Origin of the sequence: Fructilactobacillus ixorae (genome assembly GCF_024029915.1) — a bacterium.
Taxonomy (GTDB): domain Bacteria; phylum Bacillota; class Bacilli; order Lactobacillales; family Lactobacillaceae; genus Fructilactobacillus; species Fructilactobacillus ixorae.
In genome coordinates, this window is sequence record NZ_CP097478.1 from 648,238 (window position 1) to 673,915 (window position 25,678).

A 25,678-nucleotide genomic window follows, 5' to 3' on the forward strand; every position below is an offset into this window, starting at 1 on the left:
GAACAGAGAGGCTATGCAGGCTGAAAGTAGTCATTGAAACTGAATTCGCTTTAAACTGTAGGCATGTGCAAACAATGCCCGGCTGATGGTCGTTACCACATTACATGAGTGCGTAAGGAAACTTACGAATGTGGGTGGTAACGCGAAGCTTCGTCCCGGTCAATGGGGGCGGAGCTTTTTTTCTGGACCAAATTGAAGGAGGATTTCTATGAGTTTGCAAACAGAATTAGAAACAATTAAGGAGACGGGGTTGCAACAAATTGCAGCTGCGCCGGATCAGCAAACCCTTAATCAAATTAAAGTGAAGTTACTCGGGAAAAAGGGGTCGATTACAACCACCCTTCGCGGTATTGCCGACTTACCGGTAGCTGAACGGCCCGTCGTGGGTAGTTTAGCTAACCAGGTGCGAGATCAGCTCACGCAAGCGCTACAAACTAAGTTAACCGACTTAGAAACGGTGGCCATGAACCAGCAACTAGCGGCTGAAAAAATTGACGTTACTTTACCCGGGGACCAGATTCCGTTTGGACACCCCCACGTCATTCAAAAAATTATCGATGAAATTGAGGATATTTTCATTGGAATGGGCTACCAGGTTTTAAGCGGTCCAGAGGTGGAAGAAGAATACTATAACTTTGAGATGATGAACCTGCCAAAGGATCATCCCGCTCGTGATATGCAGGACACGTTCTACATCACGAAGGAAATTTTAATGCGGACGCATACTTCGCCCATGCAAGCTCGGGCGTTAGAAACCCACGATTTTTCTACGGGACCTTTGAAAATGATTTCTCCAGGAGTGGTTTTTCGGCGGGATACTGATGATCCGACTCATTCGCACCAGTTCCATCAAGTTGAAGGAATTGTCATTGACAAACACATTACGATGGCCGATCTCAAGGGGACCTTGGCAGCCATGACGCACGCGTTATTTGGATCCAAGTTTGCGGTCCGGCTTCGCCCGAGTTATTTCCCATTTACAGAACCATCGGTCGAAGCCGACATTACCTGCATGAATTGTGGTGGCAAGGGCTGTTCAGTTTGTAAGGGTTCCGGCTGGATCGAAGTCTTAGGAGCCGGCATGGTGCACCCAAACGTTTTGCAGATGGCCGGAGTTGACCCTGAAACTTACGGCGGTTTTGCCTTTGGCGTTGGCCCGGATCGCTTTGCTATGTTGAAGTATGGGGTTAACGACATTCGTGATTTCTATTTGAATAACCTGAAATTCTTAACGCAGTTTGATTAACAGGAGGATTGTCCATGTTACTTTCGTATGATTGGCTCAGTAAGTATCTAAACCTTGAGCTGGATCCCGTTGCCCTCGGCGAAAAAATTGAACGAACCTCAGTGGAGGTTAACTCAGTTAAACGGCGCCAGGACGGCTTAAAAAAGTTAATTGTTGGAGAAATTGTCAGCATTGAAAAGCATCCTGATGCTGGCCATTTGAACATTTGTCAAGTCCAGGTTGGTCCGGATGCAATTCAACAAATTGTGTGTGGGGCTCCTAACGTGGCCGTTGGCAAAAAGGTGATTGTTGCGATGCCTGGCGCCCGTGTGGCTGGTAACGTAAAAATCAAAAAGGCCAAAATGCGGGGCGTGAAATCGGATGGGATGTTATGTGCGTTAGATGAAATTGGCTTTCCCAAGGACGTCGTTCCAGACGAATGGAAGGATGGCATCTACTTTCTCCCGGATGATGCCGAGTTAGGAGCACCGGTGTATCCTTACTTAGGGATGGATGACGCCATGTTAGATTTGGACGTGACCCCTAACCGCGGGGACATGCTCAGTATGCGGGGGGTAGTGTATGACTTAGCGGCCGTTTTAAACGAGCCCGCCCAGTTTGAGGTGACTCCAGCGACGGCTACTGGTGCCGAACCGAGTTCCACCGCGATTGCTGCCACAGCTGATGCGCAACTGGCATCCCAATACCATGTGCAAGTGGTTAAAAACGTGCAGGTTCATCCGAGCCCGTTGTGGTTACAAATTCGCCTCTGGAACGCAGGCATTAAACCCATTAACAACGTAGTTGATGTTACGAACTACGTGATGTTAATGCTGGGACAACCGTTACATGCGTATGATTTAAACCAACTGCCAAGTACAGCTTTAAGCGTTCGGGCGGCCCAACCGGGCGAAACCATTACGACGTTGGATGAACAAGCTCGGGAGCTGACGGATCAAGACGTTGTCATTGCCAGTGGCAACCAACCGGTGGCCTTGGCCGGCCTGATGGGTGGTATTGCCACTCGGGTAACCACGGACACTACGGATGTTGTGTTGGAAGCAGCGGTCTTTGATCCCGTGCGGACGAGAAAAATGGCGCAAGCGGAAAACCTGCATACAGACGCTTCCCAGCGCTTTGAACGGGGCGTTGATCAGGGAAACGTAGTCAATGCCTTACACTATGCAGCAGGATTACTGCAAACCATTGCTGGGGGCACTGCCAGCCAGGGAGCGGTAACTGGGAGTCAAGCCACCGTTACTCCGCAGGTAATTAAGATTACGCCCGCCCGAATTAATCACGTGCTAGGGACCGATTTGAGTGCCAACACCATTCAGTCCATCTTCACCCGCCTCGGATTTGCGGTCACAGAAACGGATCAGACCATGGAGGTCACCGTTCCGACCCGGTGTTGGGATATTCACATTGATGCCGATTTGATTGAAGAAGTGGCCCGGATTTATGGGTATGACCAGCTCCCACAAACCCTCCCAGTCACCCAAACAACGGCGGGCGGGTTAACCCCGGCGCAACGCTTAATGCGCCACTCGCGACAAACCCTACAAGGGTCAGGATTAAACCACGCAATTTCTTACTCACTGACAACTCCCGAAAAGGCGGCAATGTTTCTGCTGCAGCCGAACTTTGCTACGACACTGCAGTGGCCCATGACTAAGGATCACTCGGTCTTACGGATGAACTTGGTCAGTGGGTTATTAGATGACATTGCTTACAACCAGGCCCGGGGCGTGGAAAACGTGCCGTTGTACGAACAGGGACGGGTCTTTGCCAAACAGTCCGTTGACCAGGTCCGCCCATTAGAAATTGAGCACGTTGCGGCCGCTATTTCGGGGACCTTACCTACCCCTACGTGGAACCAGCACCCACAACCGGTGGACTTCTTTGCGTTGAAGGGAATTCTGGCTCAGTACCTGCAAACCTTGTCGCTCCAAGGAACCATTACGTACGAAGCAACTGACCAAATGGCAGAGATGCATCCCGGGCGGACGGCGCTCGTGAAATTGGATGGAGCCGTGCTAGGCTTTATCGGGCAGGTTCATCCGCAGGTCGCAAAACAATTTAAAATTAAACCAACCTACGTCTTTGATTTAGATTTGGATCAGTTAATTCAGGCACCGAAACGCGAAGCCCAATATCAAGTGGTTAGTTCGTTACCCGGAATTAAACGGGACGTGGCCATGTTAGTGGCTGAAAGCGTGACTAACGCGGAAGTAACTCAGCTAATTTGGCAACGTGGGGGGGCCTATCTCCACGATGTTAACCTCTTTGATGTTTACGTTGGTGAACACGTACCAGCGGGGCAAAAGTCACTAGCATATACCCTGAGCTTTGAAAATCCAGCGGCCACCCTTCAAGATGACGTGGTTAACCAGGCCCTGGCAAAGGTGGAACAATACTTGAAATCCGAGTTACAAGCAGAAATCCGATAGAAAAAGAGAGGGACAGAGCACGCATGGAAACAAAACAAACGCGTCCGGTCATTATTGGTGTAACGGGCGGATCTAGTAGTGGCAAGACAACGGTTAGTCGCGCAATCTTACAACGGTTATTGGGACACTCGATTTCAATTATTCAACAGGATTCATATTACAAAGATCAAACTGATTTAAGCATGGCGGAACGCAAAAAGGTTAATTATGACCATCCCGATGCCTTTGATAATGATTTGTTGGTTGATCAGTTACGCCGGTTGTTAAACTACGAGACGATTGAAAAACCAGTTTATGATTACACCGAGTTTACGCGCAGCACGAAAACGGAACGGCAAGTGCCGACGGATGTGATTATTTTGGAGGGCATTTTAACCCTGAATGATCCCCGTCTCCGGGATCTGATGGATATCAAGGTCTTTGTGGATACGGCCGATGACATCCGGTTAATTCGAAGAATCCAACGAGATACCAAGGAACGCGGGCGCTCGCTTGATTCGGTGATTCAACAGTATTTAGGGACCGTCCGACCCATGTACCAGCAGTTCGTAGAGCCATCGAAACGCTATGCCGACATTATCATTCCACGGGGTGGTAAAAATAACGTTGCCATTGATTTGTTGGCCACCAAAATTAAGGCAATTTTGGGGACGAATGATGAAGACCCGGTAATTGCCGACTAACTTTTTATTTGATAATCGCCGCGGTTCGTGATAAATTCTAAGTTGACTAAAATAATTGAGGTGGAATCATGGCTGAAGATAAAGTATATCCAATGACCAAAGAGGGGAAAGTTAAGCTTGAAGCCGAATTAGAAGATTTAAAGACTAATCAGCGCCCCCACGTGATTGAACAAATTAAGATTGCCAGAAGTTATGGTGATTTATCCGAAAATTCAGAATACAAATCAGCAAAAAACGAACAAGCACTACTAGAAAGTCGGATTAATACCGTGGAACACATGCTCCAGTTTGCTGAGGTCGTGGACGAAGAACAAACTGCTAGCGACGAAGTAAGCGTTGGAAAAACGGTTGAGTTTAAGGAACTACCGGATGAGGATCCGGAAACGTACCAAATCGTCGGGGCAGCAGAAGCTGATCCGTTGTCAGGTAAGGTTTCCAACGACTCCCCAATTGCCAAGGGCTTATTAGGTCACAAAGTGGGCGAAGAAGTTGACATTGAGATTCCCGACGGTGTGATGCACGTGCAAATCATTTCGGTTAAATAGTGATTGAGTAAGAGACTCGCAAAGGATTACCTTTCGCGAGTTTTTTCTTATCAAATTACCACTGCGCTACTTTTGGGAGGGGCCCTGATTGCGGTTGCTCGCGGATAATGTAATAATGGAAAAAGCTGCCTTGATTGGCATGGGATGTTAAATAATTAAATGAAGAGGAGCAACATCGTGGGTAATTTCTTTAGTCGATTTTTTAAGAAAAAAACACGAACTAGTCGACATGAAAATGGAAATAAGCGAATTCCCTTTCGCTTAAACTTAATCTTTGCTTTAGTAGGTATTTTGTTTGCGGTGTTAATCTGGAAACTAGCGGACCTCCAACTAATTCAGGGAAACTACTTTAAGTCGATCGTGAATAAAAACAACAGTTCAACGGTTTATGGAAACGTGCAACGGGGAATGATTTATGACTCGACCGGAAAGCTTTTGGCGGGCAATAAAACCGAACGGGCGATTACCTATACGCGGGGACCGAAAGTAACGGTGAACGATATGTATCAGGTGGCGAACCGGTTAAGTAAAATTATTCAGGTGCCAACGAAGAAGTTGACGAAAAAGCAAATGGCACAGTTCTATTTGGCAAGTAGCGAGCACCAAAAGCAAATGGCTACGAAGGTTTCCAACCATCAAGCTTTAAATCCCGATCAACTGGTTGAAGCGGAATTAAAACTCGCACAAAAGAAACCACCATACCAAGCAACGGATCAATTTAAGAACGCCGCTGCCATTTATACGTCGATGAGTGGGGCCTACCGCTTGACCACGACGTACGTTAAGTATGATCACGTCACTAACCAGGAAATTGCCAAGGTGGGTGAGCATGCTAAGCAACTGCCCGGCGTCCAAGTAGGGACAAACTGGACTCGGGAATATCCGGATGGAAAAGAAATTCAGCCGATTACCGGGACGGTGACGTCTAATCAGGCTGGCTTACCAGAAAGCCGGATGAACCAGCTTCTGTCGCAGGGCTACTCACAAAATGAAGCGGCTGGAAATAACAGCTTGGAAGAACAGTACGAACCGGTTTTACGGGGCTCAAAATCCCAAACAGCGATTAAGCTTAACAGTGATAACCAAATCATTAAAGCTGTGAAGCAATATCCGGGCCGGCGGGGAGACAATCTTCAACTTTCGATTAACGCGAAGTTCCAAAAGGAACTGCAGGAGATGGTTAAAAACGCCCAACCCGGAGGAAATGCAACGGGAACCTATGCCGTTGTCATGAATCCGAACAACGGGGCCATCATTGGGATGGCCGGAGTAAACCGGGATCCAAAGACCGGAAAAGTAAGTCAAAATGATCTTGGGGTTATGAATAACTCGATCACAATGGGATCCGTGGTGAAGGGCGCAACCATTTATGGGGCCTTCAAGAGCAAGGTAATTACCCCTGAAAGTAGTACGTTAACTGATATGCCGATTAAAAATGGGGGCAGTATTAAGAGTTCGTGGTTTAATAAAAACGGCTCGGCGAACCTTCCGTTAACGGCGGCTGACGCGCTAGAAGTATCTTCAAACTCCTACATGATGCAGTTGGCCATGAAAGAAGGCGGCTTCCACTACGTTCCAGGGGCTCCGTTAAACTTGAGTCCGAACATCTTTAACATCGAACGTGGCTACTTTAATCAGTTCGGGTTAGGGGTGAAGACTGGAGTTGACTTACCAAACGAAACGACCGGGATTAAGGGACCAGGGGGCTATGCCAACATTGGGAAGTCGCTCGATGAATCCTTTGGGAACTACGATGGCTATACTACCTTACAAGTTGCCCAATACATGTCGACCATTGCAAACGGTGGCTACCGCTTACGTCCGCACGTAGTTCAAAACGTCCGGAGTACGAATGCGAAAACCGGTAAGCTGGGAGCAATCCGGGAAACAATCATGCCACAAGCCCTTAACACGGTGCCGATGAGTACGGACGAATTGCGGGTCTTAAAGCAAGGATTCTACCAAGTGGTCCACGGGCACAGCAAGTACAAGACGGGGGGCGCGTTGGCTGAATTAAACCCAGAAGTATCTGCTAAAACGGGAACAGCGCAAACCTTCTATAATGGACAGGCGACGACTACGTTGAGTTTAGCTTCGTATGCACCGTCTGATCATCCGCAGGTTGTGGTTGCCTTAGCAATGACGAACCTCCCTGATAATGCCGAAAGTAATAATACAGACCTGGCTAAAAACATTTACCGGGCTTACTGGAAAGACGTCCAGCATACCGATAAGTAGCGTCAAGTAGAAATACTTAACATTTATTTGGTTAATTAGTAGAAATTATGGTTCAAAAATGGTAGACTAATATTTGTTATATTTGATAAAGCAAAAAAGCATTGGTTGGAGGTATTTAACATGCGTGTACACATTACTTTAGAATGTACTGAATGCCACGAACGCAATTACTTAACTTCTAAAAATCGTCGTAATAATCCCGATCGGTTAGAATTAGAAAAGTATTGCCCTCGTGAGAGAAAAGTTACTTTACATCGTGAAACAAAATAAGATTTTGGGCAGTTGCCCAAAATCTTTTTTATTAATGGGACTAATAAGATGAAGACAGCAATTCGGACCACGGTTTTACACAAGTTAGCGCAACAAGCACAACCGGCTAGCCGGTTTACAGAGCTCTATCAGCGGTTGTTTGCAACGTCAGTTTGGCAGGAGGCGCAGGTGGTGGCAGTGACCATTAGTCTCCCGCATGAATTACCGACGCAGCCAATGATTAGCCAGGCCCAACGACAGGGGAAACTGGTGGTAATTCCCCGTACGTTTCCGCACCGCGAACTGCGCTTTTATCCGTTCACCCCGAAGACCCGCTTAGCCAAGACGAAGTTTGGGGTGTGGGAACCTCGAAACGGAACCGCACTTACCAATGACCAGATTGACCTCGTGCTGGTGCCGGGGGTAGCTTTTTGTAGATGCAATCACCACCGCATTGGTTATGGTGGGGGCTTTTACGACCGATTTTTAGCGTCATTTCCGGGGCAGACTATTGCCTTGGCGCAACAAGATCAGGTGGTAGAGCAGTCGTGGACGCCGGATCCATTTGATGTCCCCGTCCAACAATTACTGGTGGAGGATGAACATGGATAAACTGGAAAAACAACCGGTCGTGACGTGGAGTTTAATTGGGATCATGGTGGTCGTGTTTGGCTTGATGACGCTGGCTGGCGGAACTAACGACCTCACGGTCCTGGTTCAATTTGGGGCCGAGGTAAATCAGCTAGTACAAGCGGGGCAGTGGTGGCGGCTCATCACCCCAATTTTTATTCACATTGGCTGGCAGCACCTCACCCTTAATTTGTTGACGCTCTACTTTGTGGGTCGCATTTTAGAGAACGTGTTTGGGCACGTTCGCTTTTTGCTTCTGTTTTTGGGAGCGGGGATCATTGGAAACTTATTTAGTTTTGCCTTTGGTAGCAATACCAGCGTTTCCGCTGGGTGTAGTACCTCGCTCTTTGGTTTGTTTGGAGCCTTTTTGATGCTGGCCCTGGCAAGACCACATAACGAATGGATTCGCCAAACAGCGCGTTCCTTTTTGGTGTTAGTGGTCCTGAATTTGGTCTCAGATGTCTTCTTGCCCTTTGTCAACATTTGGGGGCACTTAGGTGGGCTAGTGGGTGGCTTTTGCTTGGCATTTGGCCTGGGCTTACCACACCCACATTTATTACCGAAAAAAGTACAATTTTTTTATGCAAACGTTTTAATTATTGTTATAATAGCTTTGTGGATCATTGGATTTAAGCGGTAATGATTCGAGCTACAAACCCACGAGGTGACCAGTGATGAAGAATTTGTATGATGTTCAACAGCTATTAAAACGGTTTGGAATTTATGTCTACGTGGGGAAGCGGATTTGGGACATTGAAGTGATGGCCCTCGAGTTAGATCATTTGTATGAGGCACACGTGATTTCCCAAACGGAGTTTACCGCTGCGAAGTTGGTTTTAAAGCACGAACATCACCTTGAAGCTACCAAAGCACAGCAAATAACTGGAGGATTAGAAGATGGCAAAAAACTTAATTGGAATTGATTTAGGTGGAACTACCACGAAAATGGCGTTCTTAAACCAACAAGGTGAAGTCCTAGAAAAATGGCGCATTTTAACGGATGTGAGCGATAACGGAAGTCACATTGTTGCAAATATCGTTAAATCAATTCGGCAACACATCGAAGATTCCGGCAAAACTCCCGCTGATTTCATTGGAATTGGCATGGGAACTCCCGGAACGGTTGATCGGGAAAACGGAACGGTTTCGGAAGCCTATAACTTGAACTGGGCGGCGAGCCAGCCGGTTCGAAAACAAATTCAAGAGGGTCTCGGGCTACCCTTTGATTTAGATAACGATGCGAACGTTGCCTCCCTCGGTGAATACTGGAAGGGGGCCGGAAGCCTCGAAGAAGACGTGGTCTTTGTGACCCTTGGGACTGGAGTTGGGGGCGGTGTAATCGCCAACGGCAAGCTCCTCCATGGGGTGAACGGTGGGGCCGGTGAAATCGGTCACATTGCGGTCCAACCTGATGGCTACCTGTGTACCTGCGGTAAACGCGGGTGCTTAGAAACCTATGCGTCTGCTACTGGAATTGTACGCGTCGCTGCTGATATGGCTAAGACCTTCAACGGAACTTCACGGTTAGCAGAATTAGAACAAACTGATGAAAAAATTACCTCGAAGTTAATTTTCTACTTGGCCGATAACGGTGATATCTTGGCTAACCAAGTGGTTGATCGGATTTGTTTCTACCTTGGCTTGGCGCTGTCAGCCATCGGGAACACGTTGAATCCTGCTAGTATCGTAATTGGTGGGGGAGTTTCCAACGCGGGAAACACTTTGTTACAACCAACGACTAAGTACTTCCAGGAAAATGCTTTTCCATCCATTCGGGATACAACGAAGCTCAAGTTAGCTGAACTAGGAAACGATGCGGGAGTCATTGGAGCTGCTTCAATGGCATTACAATTTAGATAAACTGGAGTGAATGTTAATGATCGCTGCAAGTGGTTTCACCAGCTCACTGCTAATGGTGTTAATTGCGTTCTTACTGTTAATCGTAATTATCGCCGGTCTTCGTTACTGGCGAATGTGGCAGGTGAAAAAGTACACCCAGTTTCTTTCGGAAGCTGAGTTTCAGCAGGGAATTCGGACGGCACAGGTGGTTGACCTACGCGAAGCGCAGAGTTTTACCAATGGTCATATTTTGGGAGCTCGGAACCTTCCGTATGCGTCGCTAAAGTTGATGTATCAGGATTTACGCCCCGATTTACCCGTGTATCTGTATGACCAAACCAAAGTTTTAAGTGTCCAAGCCGCTAAGTTCTTGCACCAAAAGGGGTTTCAAAAATTAGCCCTTTTGGATGAGGGGTACCAGAAGTGGGACGGGAAGGTTAAAAAAGGATAGACATAGATGTGAGTGTGCGGTTTACGCCGTAGCATCAATGGATGTGAACAGCCTCTCTTCTGGTACTGAACCGGAAGGGGGCGCCCGATTTGGCTACTAGGTGAAGACACGGCCTAGCGTCAAGTAAGTGAAAAAAAAACCGGAGTTAGATAATAATCTCTAACTCCGGGTTTTTATACTGGAGACCGCAATTAATGCACCTTGGTGCTGCTTTCGTGATTGTGGTCAAAAAATTAACCTGGTGAAAACTAGCCCAAGTGGGAAGATCCGGCTTTCCGCATCACTTTTTTCCGGTTTTCATCGGCCTTTTCTTCTTGGTTTTCGATGGGTTCAACGACGGTCTTTTTGAATGAGAATAATGCCCCCGCTGCCAAACCAAGCACGGTCGCAACTCCAGCTGCAAATCCTTTACCAAATTTATTCATTAGGAATGCCCTCCTTTTTAATCACTGTTCTTTCCTTGTTTATTATGCTCGAATTGCGGTAAGATATCCAGTATCAAAACCTAATAAAGTGAGAAGATTATGAAACCAAAAGTTTTAGCCGTCGTTGGTCCCACGGCTGTGGGGAAAAGTGCGCTGGCAATTACGTTAGCCCAACGATTTAACGGTGAAATTATTTCGGGGGACTCCATGCAGGTTTACCGCCACTTAGACGTGGGGACAGCCAAGGTGACGGCTGCGGAACAAGCGGTCGTTCCGCACCATTTAATTGATATTTTAGATGTTCAGGAGCAGTATGGAGTGCAGCGCTTTGTGGTTGACTGTAACCGGGCCATTACAGAGATTCGAACCCGCAAAAAGCTCCCGATAATTGTTGGGGGAACCGGATATTATCTGCAAGCATTATTCCAGGGATTACAACTTGGCGGTCAAGCGAGTTCCGACCCTGCGGTTCAGGCGGAGCTCGCAGCGGAGCGGGAACGCTTCGGGGCCCAGGCAATGTGGTCCCAGTTACAGCGCGTGGATCCGACTGCGGCTGCAAACATCGATCCGCACAACGAGCGCCGGGTGCTTCGCGCTTTAGAAATCTACCGAGTGACGGGTCACAAGCCGTCGCAGCAGCCAAAAGCACCAGCACCCTTTGATTCCTTGGTAATTGGGCTTAATTGTGAGCGCCAGTTATTATATCAGCGGATCAATCAGCGGGTTGATGCGATGGTTGCTAACGGTTTGGTGGCCGAAAATGAGTGGCTCCGAGATCAAGGACCGGATGTGCCAGCGTTAAAGGGAATTGGGTACCGTGAGTTTATCCCGTACTTCGCGGGGACTCAGGAGCTAGCCACGACCGTTACGAAGATTCAAACCGATTCGCGTCATTATGCCAAGCGGCAGTTAACGTGGTTTCGAAATCAGATGGACGTTCAGTGGTATAACTTAGTGGAACATCCTGAGCAGCAGGCACCGCTCGAAGTGGCAGTTACCAAATGGAGGCAGGCACATGACGTTTAAGGATTTACAAATGCTCAGCTTAAATTATTACCAACAACTTGATGTTAAAAACCATACGCTGTGGCAACAGCCGCGACATCAAACCGCTGCTTTAGTTAGTCTAGAGGTTCAACTGGCAAACTTTGCCCAAGCGACGGGTTTAGAAACGGGGGTTGTGGACAATCCACAGTTGGCACCGCGAGCCACCCAGTTAGAGCAGTTTACTAAGTGCCTCCGGACGTTCTTTTTGTTCGCCAATCTCTTGAACTGGAATGAATTATGCCGGCCAACGGATGAGCAGTTAACCCGGTTATCTAACTTAACTCCAGATGAACCCAACACGCGGGCAACGTTGTACCTAATGGTCAATCGCCTGGTCTTGACGGCCTACTATGAAAAGCAGGCCACCGCGTTTCAGCACGCATGGAGTTTGTTTTTAAAGTGGGGACTGGTTGATAGTGGTTTTTCCATCTCCCAGCTTACGACGACCTTGCAACAACAGGTAGCTGCGTTACAGACCCCACGAGCTCCGGAAAATGGGCGTTGACTTACTCGCTATTAATCAATATAATGGTTACTGGTAATGACGTCGCAGTAGCCCAGTTGGATAGAGCAACGGTCTTCTAAACCGTAGGTCGAGCGTTCGAGTCGCTCCTGCGACATGCTAATCACTTCACTTGGTGAGGTGATTTTTTAGTTTGACAGATTAGCCAAAGTTAGCTATACTCAGTTTGTTGTACTTGTGGACTTCCACAGCTACAACCGCACAGTGTAAGTTTTAAGTTCGATTTCGACGCTTATCTCTGGCGAGTCTAAGCAATTATAGAGGAGGTGCATTGATATGTACGCAATTATCGTTACTGGCGGGAAACAATATAAGGTTGCCGAAGGGGAAACCATCTTTATTGAAAAGTTAGATGCTCAACAAGGTGACCAAGTGACCTTTGACCAAGTTGTTTTTGTTGGCGGAGATAACCCGAAGGTGGGAACACCCCTTGTTGACGGTGCTTCAGTTGAAGGATCAGTTGAAAAGCAAGGCAAAAACAAAAAGATCACGATTTTCCGTTACAAACCAAAGAAGGGGGCCCAATCCAAGAAGGGTCACCGTCAACCTTACACGAAAGTTAAGATTGAAAAGATTAACGCTTAATTATGATTAAAGCGCATTTTACAACTGAACAGGGTGTGATTACCGGTTTTACCTTAGCTGGTCACGCTGATTCAGGTGCATATGGGCATGATCTTGTTTGCGCAGCGGTCTCAGCGCTGGCGATTACGACCGTGAATGGGTTAGAAACTGTGGCGCAGTTGCAGCCAGTCGTGGATCAAGACGCTACGAACGGTGGTTATCTTCAGGTTCAAGTGGGTGCGGCAGCTACTGATCAGCGTGGACAAGCATTACTGCAAAGCTTTAAAAATGGAATGACTGAGATTGCGATGCAATATCGTGACTTCGTGACAATTAAATAATCTCTTAATTTGGAGGTGGATGACACATGCTTAAAATGGATCTACAATTCTTCTCTCACCATAAAACTGGTGGTTCTTCATCTAATGGTCGGGATTCTGCTGGTCGTCGGTTAGGAACTAAAGCTGCCGATGGCGCAACGGTTACTACCGGATCAATCATTTACAGACAACGTGGAACTCGGATTTACCCAGGTAAAAACGTCAAACGTGGTTCAGATGATACTTTATTCGCATTAGTTGATGGAATCGTTCGGTTTGAACGGTTGGGCAGAAGCAAACGTCAAGTTTCTGTTTACCCAGCAGCCGAAGCTGTTAATAAGTAAATAAAGATTCGAGGCCCGCTTACGGCGGGTCTTTTTTATTACCAGTTGGCTGTTTTACTTGCACCACACTGGTTAGTATTGATATGATAATGATGAATTAAATGGAGGGTGCTTATGGCTATTTCAACAGCAAAGTTTAAAACGGGATTAACAATTGAAGTCGATAACGCAATTTGGAAGATCATTGATTTCCAACACGTTAAACCAGGAAAAGGGGGCGCCTTTGTTCGGACGAAGCTAAAGAACTTACGGACGGGAGCTGTCCAAGAAAAAACGTTCCGTTCTGGAGCAAAGGTGGAAAAGGCTGAAATTGAAACCAAGAAAATGCAGTACCTGTACGATGATGGGACGGGACTCGTTTTCATGGACGTTGACACCTACGACCAAATTACGATTCCTCGGGAAGCAGCCGAATCGGCAATGCCGTACTTACAACCGAACATGGAAGTTCAAATTGTGCAGTACCAGGGAGAAACAATCGGAATTGAAGTTCCTAAAACGGTGACCCTTGAGGTCGCTGAAACGGAACCAGGCATTAAAGGGGACACCGCTTCTGGTGGTTCCAAACCGGCTACGATGACGACGGGCTTAACGCTCCAAGTTCCATTCTTTGTGAACCAGGGAGATAAACTGGTAATCAATACTACCGATGGCACTTACATCTCACGTGGTAAATAATTAATTAAATTGGGGGTACCAATCATGGCAGCTGAGGAACAGTTTATTACGTTAGCAACACGAAAAGATGATTTAGGTCAGATCAAAATTGCACCCCAAGTAATTGAAGTGGTTGCCGGAATCGCGGCCATTCAAGTGGATGGAGTTAACCGGATGCAGGGTAACTTCTCGACGAGTGTGAAAGGCCTGTTTGGTAGAAAAGAACGAACGCAGGGTGTGAAGTTGCTCCTTGATGATCAGGGTCAACTTAACATTGATGTGTATGTCTACTTTGATTATGGCGTTTCTGTTCCCCAAGTCGCCTTGCAGATTCAAGAACAGGTCCGGCAACAACTCCTTGTGATGACTGACTTACACGTACTCGCTGTCAATGTTCACGTTGAAGGTGTTGTGCCAGAGCGCACCCCCAAGGTTGATACTGACCTTTTGTTCAATAGTGATGGAGAAGACCGTGAAAATTAATCGACACCAAACGCGGGAGTTAGCGTTTCAAACGCTGTTTGCTTTGAAAAGTAATCCGGAAACTCAGCCTCAGGCGTTGTTTGACCAACTAACGGCTAGGCCAGGGGACGAGCTTCCACCGTACTTTACCACCCTAGTAACTGGCGTGCAGCAGCACGTTGCGGAGCTAAATGAACTAATTCAGACCCATTTAGCGGCTAAATGGACGGTGGATCGGTTGAATAAAGCTGATTTAATCATTTTACAATTAGCGGTATATGAGATTAAATTTAGCGACCAAGTTCCCCGGAACGTTGCCATTAATGAAGCCTTAGAACTAACGAAACAGTTTAGTGATGATCAAGCAACTAACTTTGTGAACGCTGTGCTAGATCAAATTACCGAATAGAACCCCCTGTGGTTCTATTTTTTTTGCGTTAGTTTATGCTAAACTTAAACTAACTTGAAAAGGGAGGGCCCACGAATGGTAAAACTAATTGACGGATGGCAAGTGGCACGAACACTGAATGCGCAAACCCAGGTCCGGGTGGCCAGGTTACGGAAGCAGGCAATTGTGCCCGGCTTAGCGGTGGTCCTAGTGGGTCACGACCAGGCTAGCGAACGATACGTCCGCATGAAAGAAAAAAAGGCGCAATCACTGGGAATTTATTCGGTGTTAAAGCAATTACCAGCCGATAGTACGCAGGAAGACGTGCTCCAAACCGTTACAGCATTGAATCAAGATCCTCGCATCACCGCTATTTTGGTGCAAGCGCCGCTCCCACCCCAGCTTGATGCAACCCAGGTGTTTGGCGCGATTGATCCAGCTAAAGATGTCGACGGTTTTCATCCAGAAAACGTGGGAAAGTTGTACTTGAACCTGCCTGGGCACTATCCGGTGGCCTGCACGCCCCGTGGCATTATGACGTTGTTAGCAGCTAATCAGGTTCCCTTGCAGGGGGCAAACGTCGTTGTGCTGGGGAAAAGCGCCATCGTGGGAAAACCGCTGGCAGCCCTATTACTGAATGCGGGGGCAACGGTAGCAGTCTTACACAGTCAGACCAAGGAACGCCGGTCCTTTTTAAGCGCTGCCGACGTGGTGATTTCAGCGGTGGGACAGGCCCATCTGTTAACTGATGCTGATTTTCAACCCCACACAATTGTGATTGACGTCGGTCAAAATTTAGATGAAAATGGGCGGCTAGTTGGAGACGTGGACTATTCCGAGGCGGCCGTTAACATTGAGCAGATCACCCCGGTTCCCGGGGGGGTGGGACCCATGACGATTGCCACGTTAATGCAACAAACGGTTGAGATGAGTGAATGGAGCAAGTAAATGCAACATGAATATTTAACGGTAACGGCATTAAACCAATACATTAACCAAAAATTTGAACGCGATCCTTATTTAAAGCGGGTCTACCTGACGGGGGAAATCTCGAACTGGCGCAAGCGACCGGGCCATCAATATTTTAGCGTGAAAGATGAGCAGTCCGTAATTAGTGCCGTGATGTGGAAGGGGCAGTTTGCCAAGATTAAATTTACCCCAAAAGAGGGGATGAAAGTCTTGATTACCGGGCGGATTTCAACCTTTCCCCGGAGTGGACAGTATCAAATCTACGTGGAGGGCATGGAGCCGGATGGAGTTGGGAATCTTTACATTGCCTACGAACAATTAAAGCAAAAATTATATCAAGCCGGCTTGTTTGATCCAGAACATAAGCAGGTCATTCCCCGGTATCCGCAACGCATTGCGGTCATTACCTCGCAGAGTGGGGCGGTAATTCGTGACATTATTGACGCCGTCCGCAAACGCGATCCGAAAATTCAAATTGTCCTCTTCCCAGCGGCCGTGCAGGGAGACAAAGCGGCCGCAGAAATTGTGCAACAAATTGAGCGGGTTAATCAGATTGGGGGCTTTGATACGCTGATTATTGGTCGGGGTGGGGGTTCAATCGAAGATTTGTGGCCCTTTAACGAGGAATCAGTGGCGCGAGCCATCTATGCGAGTCAGGTCCCAATTATTTCTTCGGTCGGCCATCAAACTGACAATACCATTGCTGATTTTGTGGCGGATATTCGTGCGTCGACCCCAACTCAAGCAGGGGTGTTAGCCTCGCCCGTGTTGAGTGAGGTAATTGCACAGCTGCGCACGGAACAGGCGGCGTTAGCAAGCAACATGAATCACATTCTCCGCCTGCAACAGCAGCGTTTAGACCAGTTGCAACAAACGTACGTCTTCCAACAGCCACAGCGCTTATACGAGACGTACGTTCAGCAGTGTGATCAACTGACGGAACGCTTGCAAGCGACCATGCAGCAACGCTTGACGCAGGAACAGAACCGGCTAAACTTAGCCACGAGTAATCTCCGGTCCCATTCACCGCAAAATGTGATTCAAAGTAACCAGCGGGAATTAGATTACCAAACCCAAAATTTACACCAGGCGATTACCCAACTGGTCACAGAGTGCCGAGACCGGTTAGCCAACCAGGCGGCCGCTCTCGATCATTTAAGTCCTCTAAAGATTATGAGTCGGGGTTACAGTCTGGTGCACAACCACCAAGATCAGTTGGTAACGACGATTGACCAGGTCCACCCCGGTGAGCAGGTCATCATTGATTTCAACGATGGGACGGCGACGGCAGACGTAACTGAAGTTACTAAGAACAAAGGAGTTCACGATGGCAAACACTAAACCTACTTTTGAAGAGAACATGCAACATTTAGAACAAATTGTCCAAGAATTACAGGCCGGGAACGTCCCGCTCGAAAAGGCCCTGAGCGAATTTCAAACGGGCGTTAAATTAAGTCAAACGATGCAAAAAACGCTCCAAAACGCAGAAGATACGTTGACCAAGATGATGACTCCGGACGGAGAAGAAGTTCCGTTTAAACGGGATAAGGGCTATGAAGCCCAAGCAGAGCAACCAGATCAACAAGCAGATCAGGATCTGCCCTTCTAATGAATGCTGACGCGAACACCCTAACAAACTTTACGGAACAGTATCGGCCACAAATTGAACAGACCCTGGCGACAATCGTGCAACAAGAAGCTAGTCAACCGACGTTGCAGCAGGCGGAAGCTTATTCGTTATTAGCCGGAGGGAAGCGGTTACGTCCGTTGTTAACGTTAGCGACGCTCCGGAGTTTAGGTCAACCGATTATGCATGCCCAACTTGTGGCCAGTACCGCTGTGGAATTGGTACACACGTACTCACTGATCCATGACGATTTACCGGCCATGGATGATAGTGATCTGCGTCGCGGCAAGGCTGCGAGTCACAAACGGTTTGGGGAAGCCCAGGCCATTTTGGCTGGAGATGGACTCCTGACGGATGCCTTTGCCGTGTTAAGTAAGTGTGGATTACCAGCGGACCAGACGACGGCCCTAGTTGGACAGCTGGCGACGGCAGCGGGCTCGACCGGAATGGTGGCCGGGCAAATGCTGGACATTGAAGCTACGGGCACGTCGTTAGCGCTCGCTGACCTTCGCAAACTAGACCGGCAAAAGACGGGGGCGCTCTTTTATTACAGTGTCACGGCCGGAGCCATCATGGGCCAAGCAACGGCACCACAGCAACGCTCATTAGCTCAATTTGCGTGGAATTTTGGCGTGGCCTTTCAAATTTATGATGATTTACAGGATGAACAATCCGGAACTAATGAAGATGCTGGCAAAAATAGTTACGTGCAGTTGCTAGGGCGGCCGGCCGCAACTCAGGTTTTGGCAGAAACGGTAGCTGCGGGTGCAGCCGCCGTGGCGGAGTTGGAGCATCCAGAGTTATTACGTGCGTTTTTAACGTATTTTAAAGGATAAGGAACAAGGAATGGCAAAAGAAAAAGAACGAATTGACGTGCTCTTGGTACAACAGGGGTTATTTGCAAGCCGCGAACAGGCCAAGCGGGCGGTGATGGCAGGGGAAGTACTCGGTAAAAATGAGCAGCGCCTCGATAAACCAGGGGTGAAGATTCCGGTTGAAACCGAATTGCACCTCAAAGGAAACGTGATGCCCTACGTCAGTCGGGGCGGCTTAAAGTTAGCCAAGGCATTGGATCAGTTTAAAATTGACGTGAGTGACCAAATTGTCTTAGACATCGGGTCTTCCACCGGTGGCTTTACCGACGTGATGTTACAACAGGGAGCCCGCTTAAGTTACGCGCTTGACGTGGGAACCAACCAGTTGGTGTGGAAATTACGGACCGATCCCCGGGTAATTGTGATGGAAAATACCAACTTTCGGTATAGCCAACCAGCGGATTTCACCGCTGGGTTGCCAACCTTTGCCTCCATTGACGTCTCCTTTATCTCGTTGCGGCTAATCTTAACCCCTCTGAAACAAATTTTACAGCCCCACGGAGAAGTGGTGGCGCTCATCAAACCCCAGTTTGAAGCCGGCCGGGAACACGTTGGGAAACATGGAATTGTCCGGGATCCGGCGGTGCACCGGGCGGTAATCGAAAAGGTCTTTTCGTATGCTACGACGGCTGGTTTTTCGGTGCTCAACCTGGATTTTTCGCCCATTACGGGTGGCGAAGGTAACGTTGAATTTCTGGTGCAGTTACAATCCACGGCGCACCCGACGATTAACCCCCAAATTTCAATCAGTGCGGTGCAGGACCGGGCGTACCAAATCCTCCAAAATTAAACTTAGTTAGAATAGTAAGAGAAGGTGAGCGTGTGCTAAAGGAAATTTCCATTAAGGATTTCGCCATTATCGACCAGTTGGCAGTTAACTTTGCCACGGGAATGACGGTGCTGACCGGAGAAACCGGAGCTGGGAAATCAATTATTATTGATGCCGTTGGCCTGTTAGCGGGAGGCCGAGGGTCACAACATTTCATTCGAACGGGTGCCAACAAAGCTGTCTTACAGGGATTGTTTCAGGTCCCGCGGAATGGAATTGCGGAACAAAAATTAGATGAATTTGGCATTGATCATAGTGATGATAACGTGATTTTGCAGCGCGAGTTATACCGAAATGGACGCAATCTTTGTCGGGTAAACGGAATGCTCGTTAATACAACTACGTTGAAACAGATTGGGGAAACCCTCGTTGATATTTACGGGCAAAATGAACACCAGGCCCTCATGCAGAGTGACCAACACCTGCACCTGTTAGATGAATTTATCGGCAAGCGGTTGCAACCGACCCTGACCGACTATCAAACGAACTTTCGGACCTATCAGCAACTGCAGCAACAGTTACGCAATCAGAGTCAAAATGAAAAGGCCCGCGCCCAACGCTTTGACATGCTACAGTACCAAGTTAACGAAATTGAAAAAGCGGGTTTAACTACTGGAGAAGAGGAAGAACTACTGCGGGAACGGGATCGGTTGACCAATTTTCAGACGATTAGTAACAGTTTGAACCAGAGTCTCGCTGACATTGAGGGGGATGAAACCATTAGCCCCCTAGATATGATTGGAGAGTCGATGAGTGCGATTGAAGCAGTTGAACGCCTGGGAGACGAGTTTAAGCAAATTGCTGAGAACGTAAAAGGGGCCTACTACATGCTGCAGGATGCCGCGGGCGAAATCACCAATCAACTGGATTCGTTGGAGTTTGATCAGGGTCGCTTAGATGAGGTCGAGGCCCGGTTAAACACGATTTTTGAACTGAAACGAAAATACGGGGATTCCATTGAGCAAATTTTAGCGTACTACAATCAAATTTCGGCAGAACTGGCGGATATGCAGGCTGAAGATCAGAGTGGTAACGCTTTAGCGACCCGGTTAAAAACCACGCAGGCCACGTTAAACGATTTAGGGGAAAAGTTACGGACGATGCGCCATCAGGGTGCCAAAGAGCTAACCCAAGCAATTCACGACCAGTTAGCCGACCTGTACATGGATAAAACCGAGTTTGAAGTTCGATTTAACAGTTTACCAGCGGGCCAGTTTAACTCCCGTGGAATTGAAACGGCTGAATTTTACCTGCGGACTAATCCTGGCGAGGCAATGCTGCCACTCAATAAAATTGCTTCCGGGGGAGAACTTTCCCGGATTATGTTGGCGTTAAAAACCATTTTCTCAAAGGTTCAGGGAGTCACTTCCATTATCTTTGATGAGGTGGACACGGGGGTTTCGGGACGCGTGGCGCAGGCCATTGCCAATAAGATTCATGGCATTAGTTTGAAATCCCAAGCGCTTTGTATTACCCATCTACCTCAAGTGGCTGCCATGGCGGACCATCAAGATTACATCGCCAAGCACGTTGATCAGCACGGTCGGACGGAAACCAGCATTGAACCAATTACGGGGCAAAAACGGGTTAATGAACTAGCACGTATGCTTGCCGGGACAACCGTAACTAAACTAACGCTGGAGCACGCCCAGGAGCTTTTGAAGTTGGCGGATAAAGCTAAACAAGCGGCCCAAACTTAGCCTATTGATTATTTCCCCCAAAACCGCCATAATACCAATAATAAGTATTTTGATGAAGGAGCGGTTTAATTGACAAAAAGAGGGATGTTAATTGTTCTTTCTGGCCCATCCGGGGTTGGAAAGGGAACGGTTCGCAAGGCCTTGTTTGAAGATTCAAACGTTGATTTCAACTATTCGATTTCAATGACAACGAGAAGTCCCCGGGACGGAGAACAAAATGGGGTAGACTACTATTTTGTTTCCAAAGCGGAATTTGAGGATCACATTAAAAACGGGGAAATGTTAGAGTACGCGAAGTACGTTGATAACTACTATGGAACGCCGTTAAACTATGTGAACGAACAATTAGATGCTGGGCACGACGTCTTCTTGGAAATCGAAGTAAACGGAGCGTTGCAAGTTCGGGCGAACTGTCCCGATGGCATCTTTATTTTCCTAACCCCACCAGACATTAAGGAGCTCCGTAGTCGGTTAGTTGGCCGTGGAACCGATGCGCTGGAAGTCATTAACAAGCGGATTCAAACGGCGACGAAGGAAATTCATATGATGCAAAACTATGATTATGCGGTGGTAAATGATAAAATTGACAACGCGGTTAATCAGATTAAAGATATTGTTCGCAGTGAACGCTTAAAAGTTAAACGAGTGATGCCAGATTATTTGGCTAGTTTAGGAGATGAAATCTAATGTTATATCCATCAATTGACGAATTATTAGAAATTGTGGACTCCCGTTATTCATTGGTAATGCTTGCCAGTAAACGGGCCGAAGAATTAGACCAGGGGGCAGCACCGCTTTTGGATCACTATAAAAATTCCAAGTCCGTTGGCAAAGCCCTCGAAGAAATTGCCGCTGGCGTTTTAAAGATTGAAACAGAAGGCTAATTTGAACTAAAGCAGACCATGCGTGCGGGGGACCCCGAGCAACGTAGTGGTCTTTTTTATTCTTAAAGAATTCGATACGGTATAATTAGGGTAGTTTATGAAGGAGAATGAGCGATGAACGGGGAAAAAATCACGTTATACGTTACCGGAAGTATTGCCGCCTATAAGGCGGTTTCTTTGCTACGGTTATGTCAAAAAGCGGGGGCAGACGTGCGCGTGGTCATGACCGCAGCGGCGACCCGCTTTGTTACTCCCCAAACGTTTGCGGCCCTGTCCGGTCATTCTGTCCTAACGGATGCAGCGACTCACCAAGAGACAATTGCGCACGTTGAATTAGCGCAGTGGGGCACGTGTCACGTCGTGGCGCCTGCGTCGGCTGATTTTATCGCGAAGGCCGCCGTTGGAATTGCGGATTCGGTGGCGTTAACGACCTATCTGGCCGCCCGAGGCCCCAAACTCGTGGTGCCAGCCATGAACGATGGGATGTGGGATAATCCGGCCACCCGCAGAAACATTACCCAGTTACGCCAAGACGGGCAACAGGTGCTAGAGCCCGTGATCGGGTTATTGGCGGAAGGTTACGCGGCCAAGGGGCGGATGGCTGATCCAGAAGTGATTATGACGGCCCTCCAGCAGTTACAGGGTAAACCGCAGGACTGGGCTGGTAAACATTTGTTGGTAACGGCCGGGGGCACCCAAGAAGATTTGGACCCGGTTCGCTATTTGTCGAATCGCTCGTCGGGAAAAATGGGGTACGCCTTGGCCAACGCCGCTAGCCAGCGGGGCGCGCAAGTTACGTTGCTAAGTGCCAACGTGAATTTACCAATTCCCACCGGCGTGAAGGTGATTCCAGTTCGAACCGCGGCTGACCTGAAGGACCAACTCCAGCAGTTATTTCCGACGATGGATGGACTGTTGATGGCTGCCGCTGTAAGTGATTTTCGCCCGGTTCAAGTTGCCGAGCACAAGCTTAAAAAAACGGCAGCTGGGGAGGAAATGACCCTCCGGTTCCAGCAAAATCCGGACCTCCTCAAATTAGTTGCGGCGCACAAACGCCCCGATCAAGTGGTGGTCGGATTTGCAGCGGAGACCCACGATTGGCGCCAAAATGCCTTGCACAAGTTAGCGGCCAAGCAGGCGGATTACATCGTTTTGAACGACGTCAGTAATCCCGCCATTGGGTTTAATAGTGACGATAATCAGGTGACCATCTTTGGAGCCGATGGCTTTCAAGAACAGACTCCCATTGAAACTAAGGCTGCCATCGCCGACCACATTTTAACGGTGATTAACCCGAAAGATCGTTAGTGACTGAACACCTTTAAGAAAGGAGGAAGTGGTAATGCCGAGCGCAGCCGTAATTGTAGATGTTCCAACCATGCAAACCAATTTTCCGTATTCGTATGCAATTCCACCAGAACTCCAAGCGCAGTTGCAACCTGGCATGCGGGTGGTAGTTCCCTTTGGATCGGGAAATCGGCAGGTGGAAGGCTTTGTCGTGGGTTTACAGGATGATGATTCAAAGCATCAGGCAGACGACCTCAAACCGATTACACGGCTCATGGACCTAACCCCAGTGGTGAACCAGGAGCTCCTTGCGCTATCTGATTGGTTATCCCAACGAACTTACTCCTTCCGTATTAGTTGCCTTTTGACAATGCTACCAAACGTCATGAAGGCTAAGTATCAAACCACCGTTGCCCCGGTTCCGCCGGTGCAGAACCAGTGGCTGGCCAAGGTGTTTGCCGACCAGCAGGAACTCCCGCTTGATCAAGCCCACTTTACGAACCGTGAGGTAGCGCGGTTAACCGAACTCCGAAACCAGGGGCAGGTTCAGGTTCATTATCACGTTAAAAACCAGGCTAAACGGAAAACGGAAGTAGCAGTGGTGAACCAGATTACGGATTTTTCACGCTGCGCTGCAGAAATTCGGAAAAATGCGACGGGCCAACAAGCTCTGCTCCGCCAATTAGAGCAACAGCCAAAGACCCCGCTCCGCCAGCGAGAACTAACCAAAGTTCCCGGGATTTCTGCAGCCGTCATTAAAACGTTTGCGGACCGGGGCTGGGTCCGAAAGGTGACCGTGGAGCAGTATCGTAACCCTTACGACCAACCGCGCCACCCAGATCAGCCGCAACCATTAACTCCCGATCAGCAACGCGCCGTGACACCCATTAACAAGGCCATTCGTGACCAACAGAGCACGGTTTTCTTACTGGAAGGGGTTACTGGATCAGGAAAAACGGAAGTTTATTTACAAACAATCCAACAGGCGTTAGATCAGGATGAGCAGGCGTTAATGTTAGTGCCAGAAATTGCGCTGACTCCGCAAATGGTGACCCGCGTTAAAAATCGGTTTGGCGATCAAGTCGCAATTTTACACAGTGGACTGTCAAATGGAGAAAAATATGATGAGTGGCGCAGAATTAACGCTGGCGCTGCGCAGGTAGTGGTGGGGGCGCGGTCCGCTGTCTTCGCTCCCTTACCCAAGGTAGGACTCATCATTTTAGATGAGGAGCATGATCCAAGTTACAAGCAAAGCGACAACCCCCGTTATCACACCCGTGACGTGGCCATTTGGCGAGCCCAGTATCATCACTGTCCGGTTGTTTTGGGAAGTGCTACCCCCTCGTTAGAATCTCGAGCTCGGGCGGAAAAGGGCCGGTACCAACTGTTGCGGTTGCCGCACCGGATTAACCAGCAACAGCTTCCAGCGATTCAGATTGTTGATATGACCGCTTCTTCTGAACGCTATGGGGATTTGGTTTCCCAGGAGTTGGTGACGGCGATTCAAAGCACGCTGACGCGAAAGGAACAGGTGGTGTTGCTATTGAACCGGCGGGGCTTCTCGTCGTTTATGCTGTGTCGGGATTGTGGGTACGTTTTAAAGTGCCCACACTGTGATATTTCGTTAACGATGCATTTAGATTCGCAGACGATGAAGTGCCATTACTGTGGCTTTGAAACGGCGATTCCGAACGAATGCCCCCAGTGTCATAGTCGGCACATTCGGTACTTTGGGACGGGGACGGAGAAAGCAGAACAGCAGTTACAGCGCTTAATTCCGAAAGCCCGCATCCTACGCATGGATGTAGATACCACCCGCAAGAAGGGTGCCCACCAACGAATTCTGAGCCAATTTGGTGACCAACAGGCGGATATTTTGCTGGGAACCCAGATGATTGCCAAGGGACTTGATTTTCCCAACGTCACCCTTGTGGGGGTGTTGAATGCCGATACGGGCTTAGATCTACCGGATTTTCGCGCCAGCGAACGGACTTTTGACCTCTTGACCCAGGTAGCTGGACGGGCTGGTCGCGCCGAGAAGGCGGGGCAAGTCATCATTCAAACCTTTAATCCGCAGCATTATGCGATTCAGCTAGCCCAACAGCAGGACTATGAGGCGTTTTTCCGCAAGGAAATGCAAATACGCCATTTAGCGGGTTACAGTCCGTACTACTTCACAGCTCAGATTACGGTTAGTGCGCTGGTGGAGAAGGACGCGGCTCAGGAATCTTACCGAATTTTGCAGTTACTGCAACAGAATCTCGCCCAAACGACGGAAGTGCTCGGACCGACCCCAAACCCAATTGCAAGAATTAAGAACCGGTATTACTATCAAATTATCATTAAGTACAAGCACGATGAGCAGTTAGCGCCGACTTTGACGCGGGTCCAAGCAATCTCGCAAAAAGAAGTGCGCAAGGGGCTACGGATTGCCATTGATTCTGACCCCGTTAATTTTATGTAGGAG

The 25,678-nt window shown here is 48.4% G+C and carries 30 protein-coding genes, 1 tRNA gene and 1 other annotated feature; of the genes, 30 read left to right on the forward strand and 1 reads right to left on the reverse strand.

Annotated features, from left to right (window positions below):
* Nucleotides 1-208 precede the first annotated feature (208 nt).
* The 11 genes from pheS to M8332_RS03205 all read left to right on the forward strand — a co-directional run bounded on the left by pheS (nucleotide 209) and on the right by M8332_RS03205 (nucleotide 10,310).
* Nucleotides 209-1,246 (forward strand): phenylalanine--tRNA ligase subunit alpha, encoded by a 1,038-nt coding sequence (gene pheS / locus M8332_RS03155; RefSeq protein ID WP_289847029.1) that lies wholly within the window; start codon nucleotides 209-211, stop codon nucleotides 1,244-1,246.
* A gap of 14 nt (nucleotides 1,247-1,260) precedes the next feature.
* Nucleotides 1,261-3,675, forward strand: a complete 2,415-nt coding sequence (pheT, locus tag M8332_RS03160) for a phenylalanine--tRNA ligase subunit beta (RefSeq protein ID WP_252780724.1) — start codon at nucleotides 1,261-1,263, stop codon at nucleotides 3,673-3,675.
* A gap of 23 nt (nucleotides 3,676-3,698) precedes the next feature.
* Nucleotides 3,699-4,358 carry a uridine kinase gene (gene udk, locus M8332_RS03165; protein WP_252780725.1) on the forward strand — a complete coding sequence of 220 codons (660 nt, stop codon included), beginning with the start codon at nucleotides 3,699-3,701 and terminating at the stop codon, nucleotides 4,356-4,358.
* A 68-nt stretch (nucleotides 4,359-4,426) separates the two neighbouring features.
* A complete protein-coding gene (gene greA / locus M8332_RS03170) occupies nucleotides 4,427-4,903 on the forward strand; it encodes a transcription elongation factor GreA (protein ID WP_252750160.1) in 477 nt (158 codons plus the stop codon).
* Between the two features lie 159 nt (nucleotides 4,904-5,062).
* Nucleotides 5,063-7,141, forward strand: a complete 2,079-nt coding sequence (locus M8332_RS03175; RefSeq protein WP_435370799.1) for a peptidoglycan D,D-transpeptidase FtsI family protein — start codon at nucleotides 5,063-5,065, stop codon at nucleotides 7,139-7,141.
* Nucleotides 7,142-7,261: 120 nt separating this feature from the next.
* Nucleotides 7,262-7,411, forward strand: a complete 150-nt coding sequence (rpmG, locus tag M8332_RS03180) for a 50S ribosomal protein L33 (protein WP_252750162.1) — start codon at nucleotides 7,262-7,264, stop codon at nucleotides 7,409-7,411.
* Between the two features lie 48 nt (nucleotides 7,412-7,459).
* The gene (locus tag M8332_RS03185) at nucleotides 7,460-8,002 is read left to right on the forward strand and encodes a 5-formyltetrahydrofolate cyclo-ligase (RefSeq protein WP_252780727.1); all 543 of its coding nucleotides are present in this window, start codon (nucleotides 7,460-7,462) and stop codon (nucleotides 8,000-8,002) included.
* Entirely contained in the window at nucleotides 7,995-8,660 is a 666-nt protein-coding gene (locus M8332_RS03190; RefSeq protein ID WP_252780728.1) for a rhomboid family intramembrane serine protease, read from the forward strand. The genes M8332_RS03185 and M8332_RS03190 overlap by 8 nt, the downstream gene beginning before the upstream one ends.
* A gap of 34 nt (nucleotides 8,661-8,694) precedes the next feature.
* Complete coding sequence (locus tag M8332_RS03195) at nucleotides 8,695-8,943, forward strand: YqgQ family protein (protein WP_252780729.1); 249 nt, start codon at nucleotides 8,695-8,697, stop codon at nucleotides 8,941-8,943.
* Entirely contained in the window at nucleotides 8,918-9,880 is a 963-nt protein-coding gene (locus M8332_RS03200) for an ROK family glucokinase (RefSeq protein WP_252780731.1), read from the forward strand. The genes M8332_RS03195 and M8332_RS03200 overlap by 26 nt, the downstream gene beginning before the upstream one ends.
* A 16-nt stretch (nucleotides 9,881-9,896) precedes the next feature.
* The gene (locus M8332_RS03205; RefSeq protein WP_252780732.1) at nucleotides 9,897-10,310 is read left to right on the forward strand and encodes a rhodanese-like domain-containing protein; all 414 of its coding nucleotides are present in this window, start codon (nucleotides 9,897-9,899) and stop codon (nucleotides 10,308-10,310) included.
* 248 nt (nucleotides 10,311-10,558) lie between these two features.
* Here M8332_RS03205 and M8332_RS03210 read toward each other — a convergent pair whose 3' ends face one another.
* A complete protein-coding gene (locus M8332_RS03210; protein ID WP_252780733.1) occupies nucleotides 10,559-10,735 on the reverse strand; it encodes a DUF3042 family protein in 177 nt (58 codons plus the stop codon).
* Between the two features lie 99 nt (nucleotides 10,736-10,834).
* Here M8332_RS03210 and miaA point away from each other — a divergent pair, with 99 nt between their 5' ends.
* From miaA to priA, 19 genes are all read left to right on the forward strand, one after another.
* Nucleotides 10,835-11,761, forward strand: a complete 927-nt coding sequence (gene miaA / locus M8332_RS03215; RefSeq protein ID WP_252780734.1) for a tRNA (adenosine(37)-N6)-dimethylallyltransferase MiaA — start codon at nucleotides 10,835-10,837, stop codon at nucleotides 11,759-11,761.
* On the forward strand, nucleotides 11,751-12,287 hold the full coding sequence (locus M8332_RS03220; RefSeq protein WP_252780735.1) for a hypothetical protein: 537 nt from the start codon (nucleotides 11,751-11,753) through the stop codon (nucleotides 12,285-12,287). The genes miaA and M8332_RS03220 overlap by 11 nt, the downstream gene beginning before the upstream one ends.
* 41 nt (nucleotides 12,288-12,328) lie before the next feature.
* A tRNA-Arg gene (locus M8332_RS03225) sits at nucleotides 12,329-12,402 on the forward strand.
* A gap of 88 nt (nucleotides 12,403-12,490) precedes the next feature.
* Nucleotides 12,491-12,564 (forward strand) — a sequence feature (ribosomal protein L21 leader region).
* A 17-nt stretch (nucleotides 12,565-12,581) separates the two neighbouring features.
* Entirely contained in the window at nucleotides 12,582-12,890 is a 309-nt protein-coding gene (gene rplU / locus M8332_RS03230; RefSeq protein ID WP_252780736.1) for a 50S ribosomal protein L21, read from the forward strand.
* 2 nt (nucleotides 12,891-12,892) lie between these two features.
* Nucleotides 12,893-13,210: a ribosomal-processing cysteine protease Prp gene (locus M8332_RS03235; protein ID WP_252780737.1), complete on the forward strand. Its 318-nt coding sequence runs from the start codon at nucleotides 12,893-12,895 to the stop codon at nucleotides 13,208-13,210.
* Nucleotides 13,211-13,236: 26 nt separating this feature from the next.
* Nucleotides 13,237-13,533 (forward strand): 50S ribosomal protein L27, encoded by a 297-nt coding sequence (gene rpmA / locus M8332_RS03240; RefSeq protein WP_252750173.1) that lies wholly within the window; start codon nucleotides 13,237-13,239, stop codon nucleotides 13,531-13,533.
* A 114-nt stretch (nucleotides 13,534-13,647) separates the two neighbouring features.
* Nucleotides 13,648-14,211, forward strand: coding sequence for an elongation factor P (gene efp, locus M8332_RS03245; RefSeq protein ID WP_252750174.1), 564 nt, complete (start codon nucleotides 13,648-13,650; stop codon nucleotides 14,209-14,211).
* 24 nt (nucleotides 14,212-14,235) lie between these two features.
* Nucleotides 14,236-14,673, forward strand: coding sequence for an Asp23/Gls24 family envelope stress response protein (locus tag M8332_RS03250; protein ID WP_252750175.1), 438 nt, complete (start codon nucleotides 14,236-14,238; stop codon nucleotides 14,671-14,673).
* On the forward strand, nucleotides 14,663-15,061 hold the full coding sequence (nusB, locus tag M8332_RS03255; RefSeq protein ID WP_252780738.1) for a transcription antitermination factor NusB: 399 nt from the start codon (nucleotides 14,663-14,665) through the stop codon (nucleotides 15,059-15,061). Before M8332_RS03250 ends, nusB begins: the two co-directional genes overlap by 11 nt.
* 75 nt (nucleotides 15,062-15,136) lie before the next feature.
* On the forward strand, nucleotides 15,137-15,988 hold the full coding sequence (locus M8332_RS03260) for a bifunctional 5,10-methylenetetrahydrofolate dehydrogenase/5,10-methenyltetrahydrofolate cyclohydrolase (RefSeq protein WP_252780739.1): 852 nt from the start codon (nucleotides 15,137-15,139) through the stop codon (nucleotides 15,986-15,988).
* Nucleotides 15,989-17,350 (forward strand): exodeoxyribonuclease VII large subunit, encoded by a 1,362-nt coding sequence (gene xseA / locus M8332_RS03265; protein ID WP_252780740.1) that lies wholly within the window; start codon nucleotides 15,989-15,991, stop codon nucleotides 17,348-17,350. It begins immediately after the preceding gene.
* A complete protein-coding gene (locus M8332_RS03270; protein ID WP_252780741.1) occupies nucleotides 17,337-17,618 on the forward strand; it encodes an exodeoxyribonuclease VII small subunit in 282 nt (93 codons plus the stop codon). Before xseA ends, M8332_RS03270 begins: the two co-directional genes overlap by 14 nt.
* Nucleotides 17,618-18,472 (forward strand): polyprenyl synthetase family protein, encoded by an 855-nt coding sequence (locus M8332_RS03275; RefSeq protein ID WP_252780742.1) that lies wholly within the window; start codon nucleotides 17,618-17,620, stop codon nucleotides 18,470-18,472. Before M8332_RS03270 ends, M8332_RS03275 begins: the two co-directional genes overlap by 1 nt.
* A gap of 10 nt (nucleotides 18,473-18,482) precedes the next feature.
* Entirely contained in the window at nucleotides 18,483-19,301 is an 819-nt protein-coding gene (locus tag M8332_RS03280) for a TlyA family RNA methyltransferase (RefSeq protein ID WP_252780743.1), read from the forward strand.
* A gap of 32 nt (nucleotides 19,302-19,333) precedes the next feature.
* Entirely contained in the window at nucleotides 19,334-21,040 is a 1,707-nt protein-coding gene (gene recN / locus M8332_RS03285) for a DNA repair protein RecN (protein ID WP_252780744.1), read from the forward strand.
* 69 nt (nucleotides 21,041-21,109) lie between these two features.
* Nucleotides 21,110-21,727 carry a guanylate kinase gene (gene gmk, locus M8332_RS03290; protein WP_252780746.1) on the forward strand — a complete coding sequence of 206 codons (618 nt, stop codon included), beginning with the start codon at nucleotides 21,110-21,112 and terminating at the stop codon, nucleotides 21,725-21,727.
* Complete coding sequence (gene rpoZ, locus M8332_RS03295) at nucleotides 21,727-21,924, forward strand: DNA-directed RNA polymerase subunit omega (protein ID WP_252750184.1); 198 nt, start codon at nucleotides 21,727-21,729, stop codon at nucleotides 21,922-21,924. Before gmk ends, rpoZ begins: the two co-directional genes overlap by 1 nt.
* Before the next feature lie 114 nt (nucleotides 21,925-22,038).
* Nucleotides 22,039-23,232 (forward strand): bifunctional phosphopantothenoylcysteine decarboxylase/phosphopantothenate--cysteine ligase CoaBC, encoded by a 1,194-nt coding sequence (gene coaBC / locus M8332_RS03300; protein WP_252780747.1) that lies wholly within the window; start codon nucleotides 22,039-22,041, stop codon nucleotides 23,230-23,232.
* Nucleotides 23,233-23,266: 34 nt separating this feature from the next.
* The gene (gene priA, locus M8332_RS03305; RefSeq protein WP_252780748.1) at nucleotides 23,267-25,675 is read left to right on the forward strand and encodes a primosomal protein N'; all 2,409 of its coding nucleotides are present in this window, start codon (nucleotides 23,267-23,269) and stop codon (nucleotides 25,673-25,675) included.
* Nucleotides 25,676-25,678: the final 3 nt, after the last annotated feature.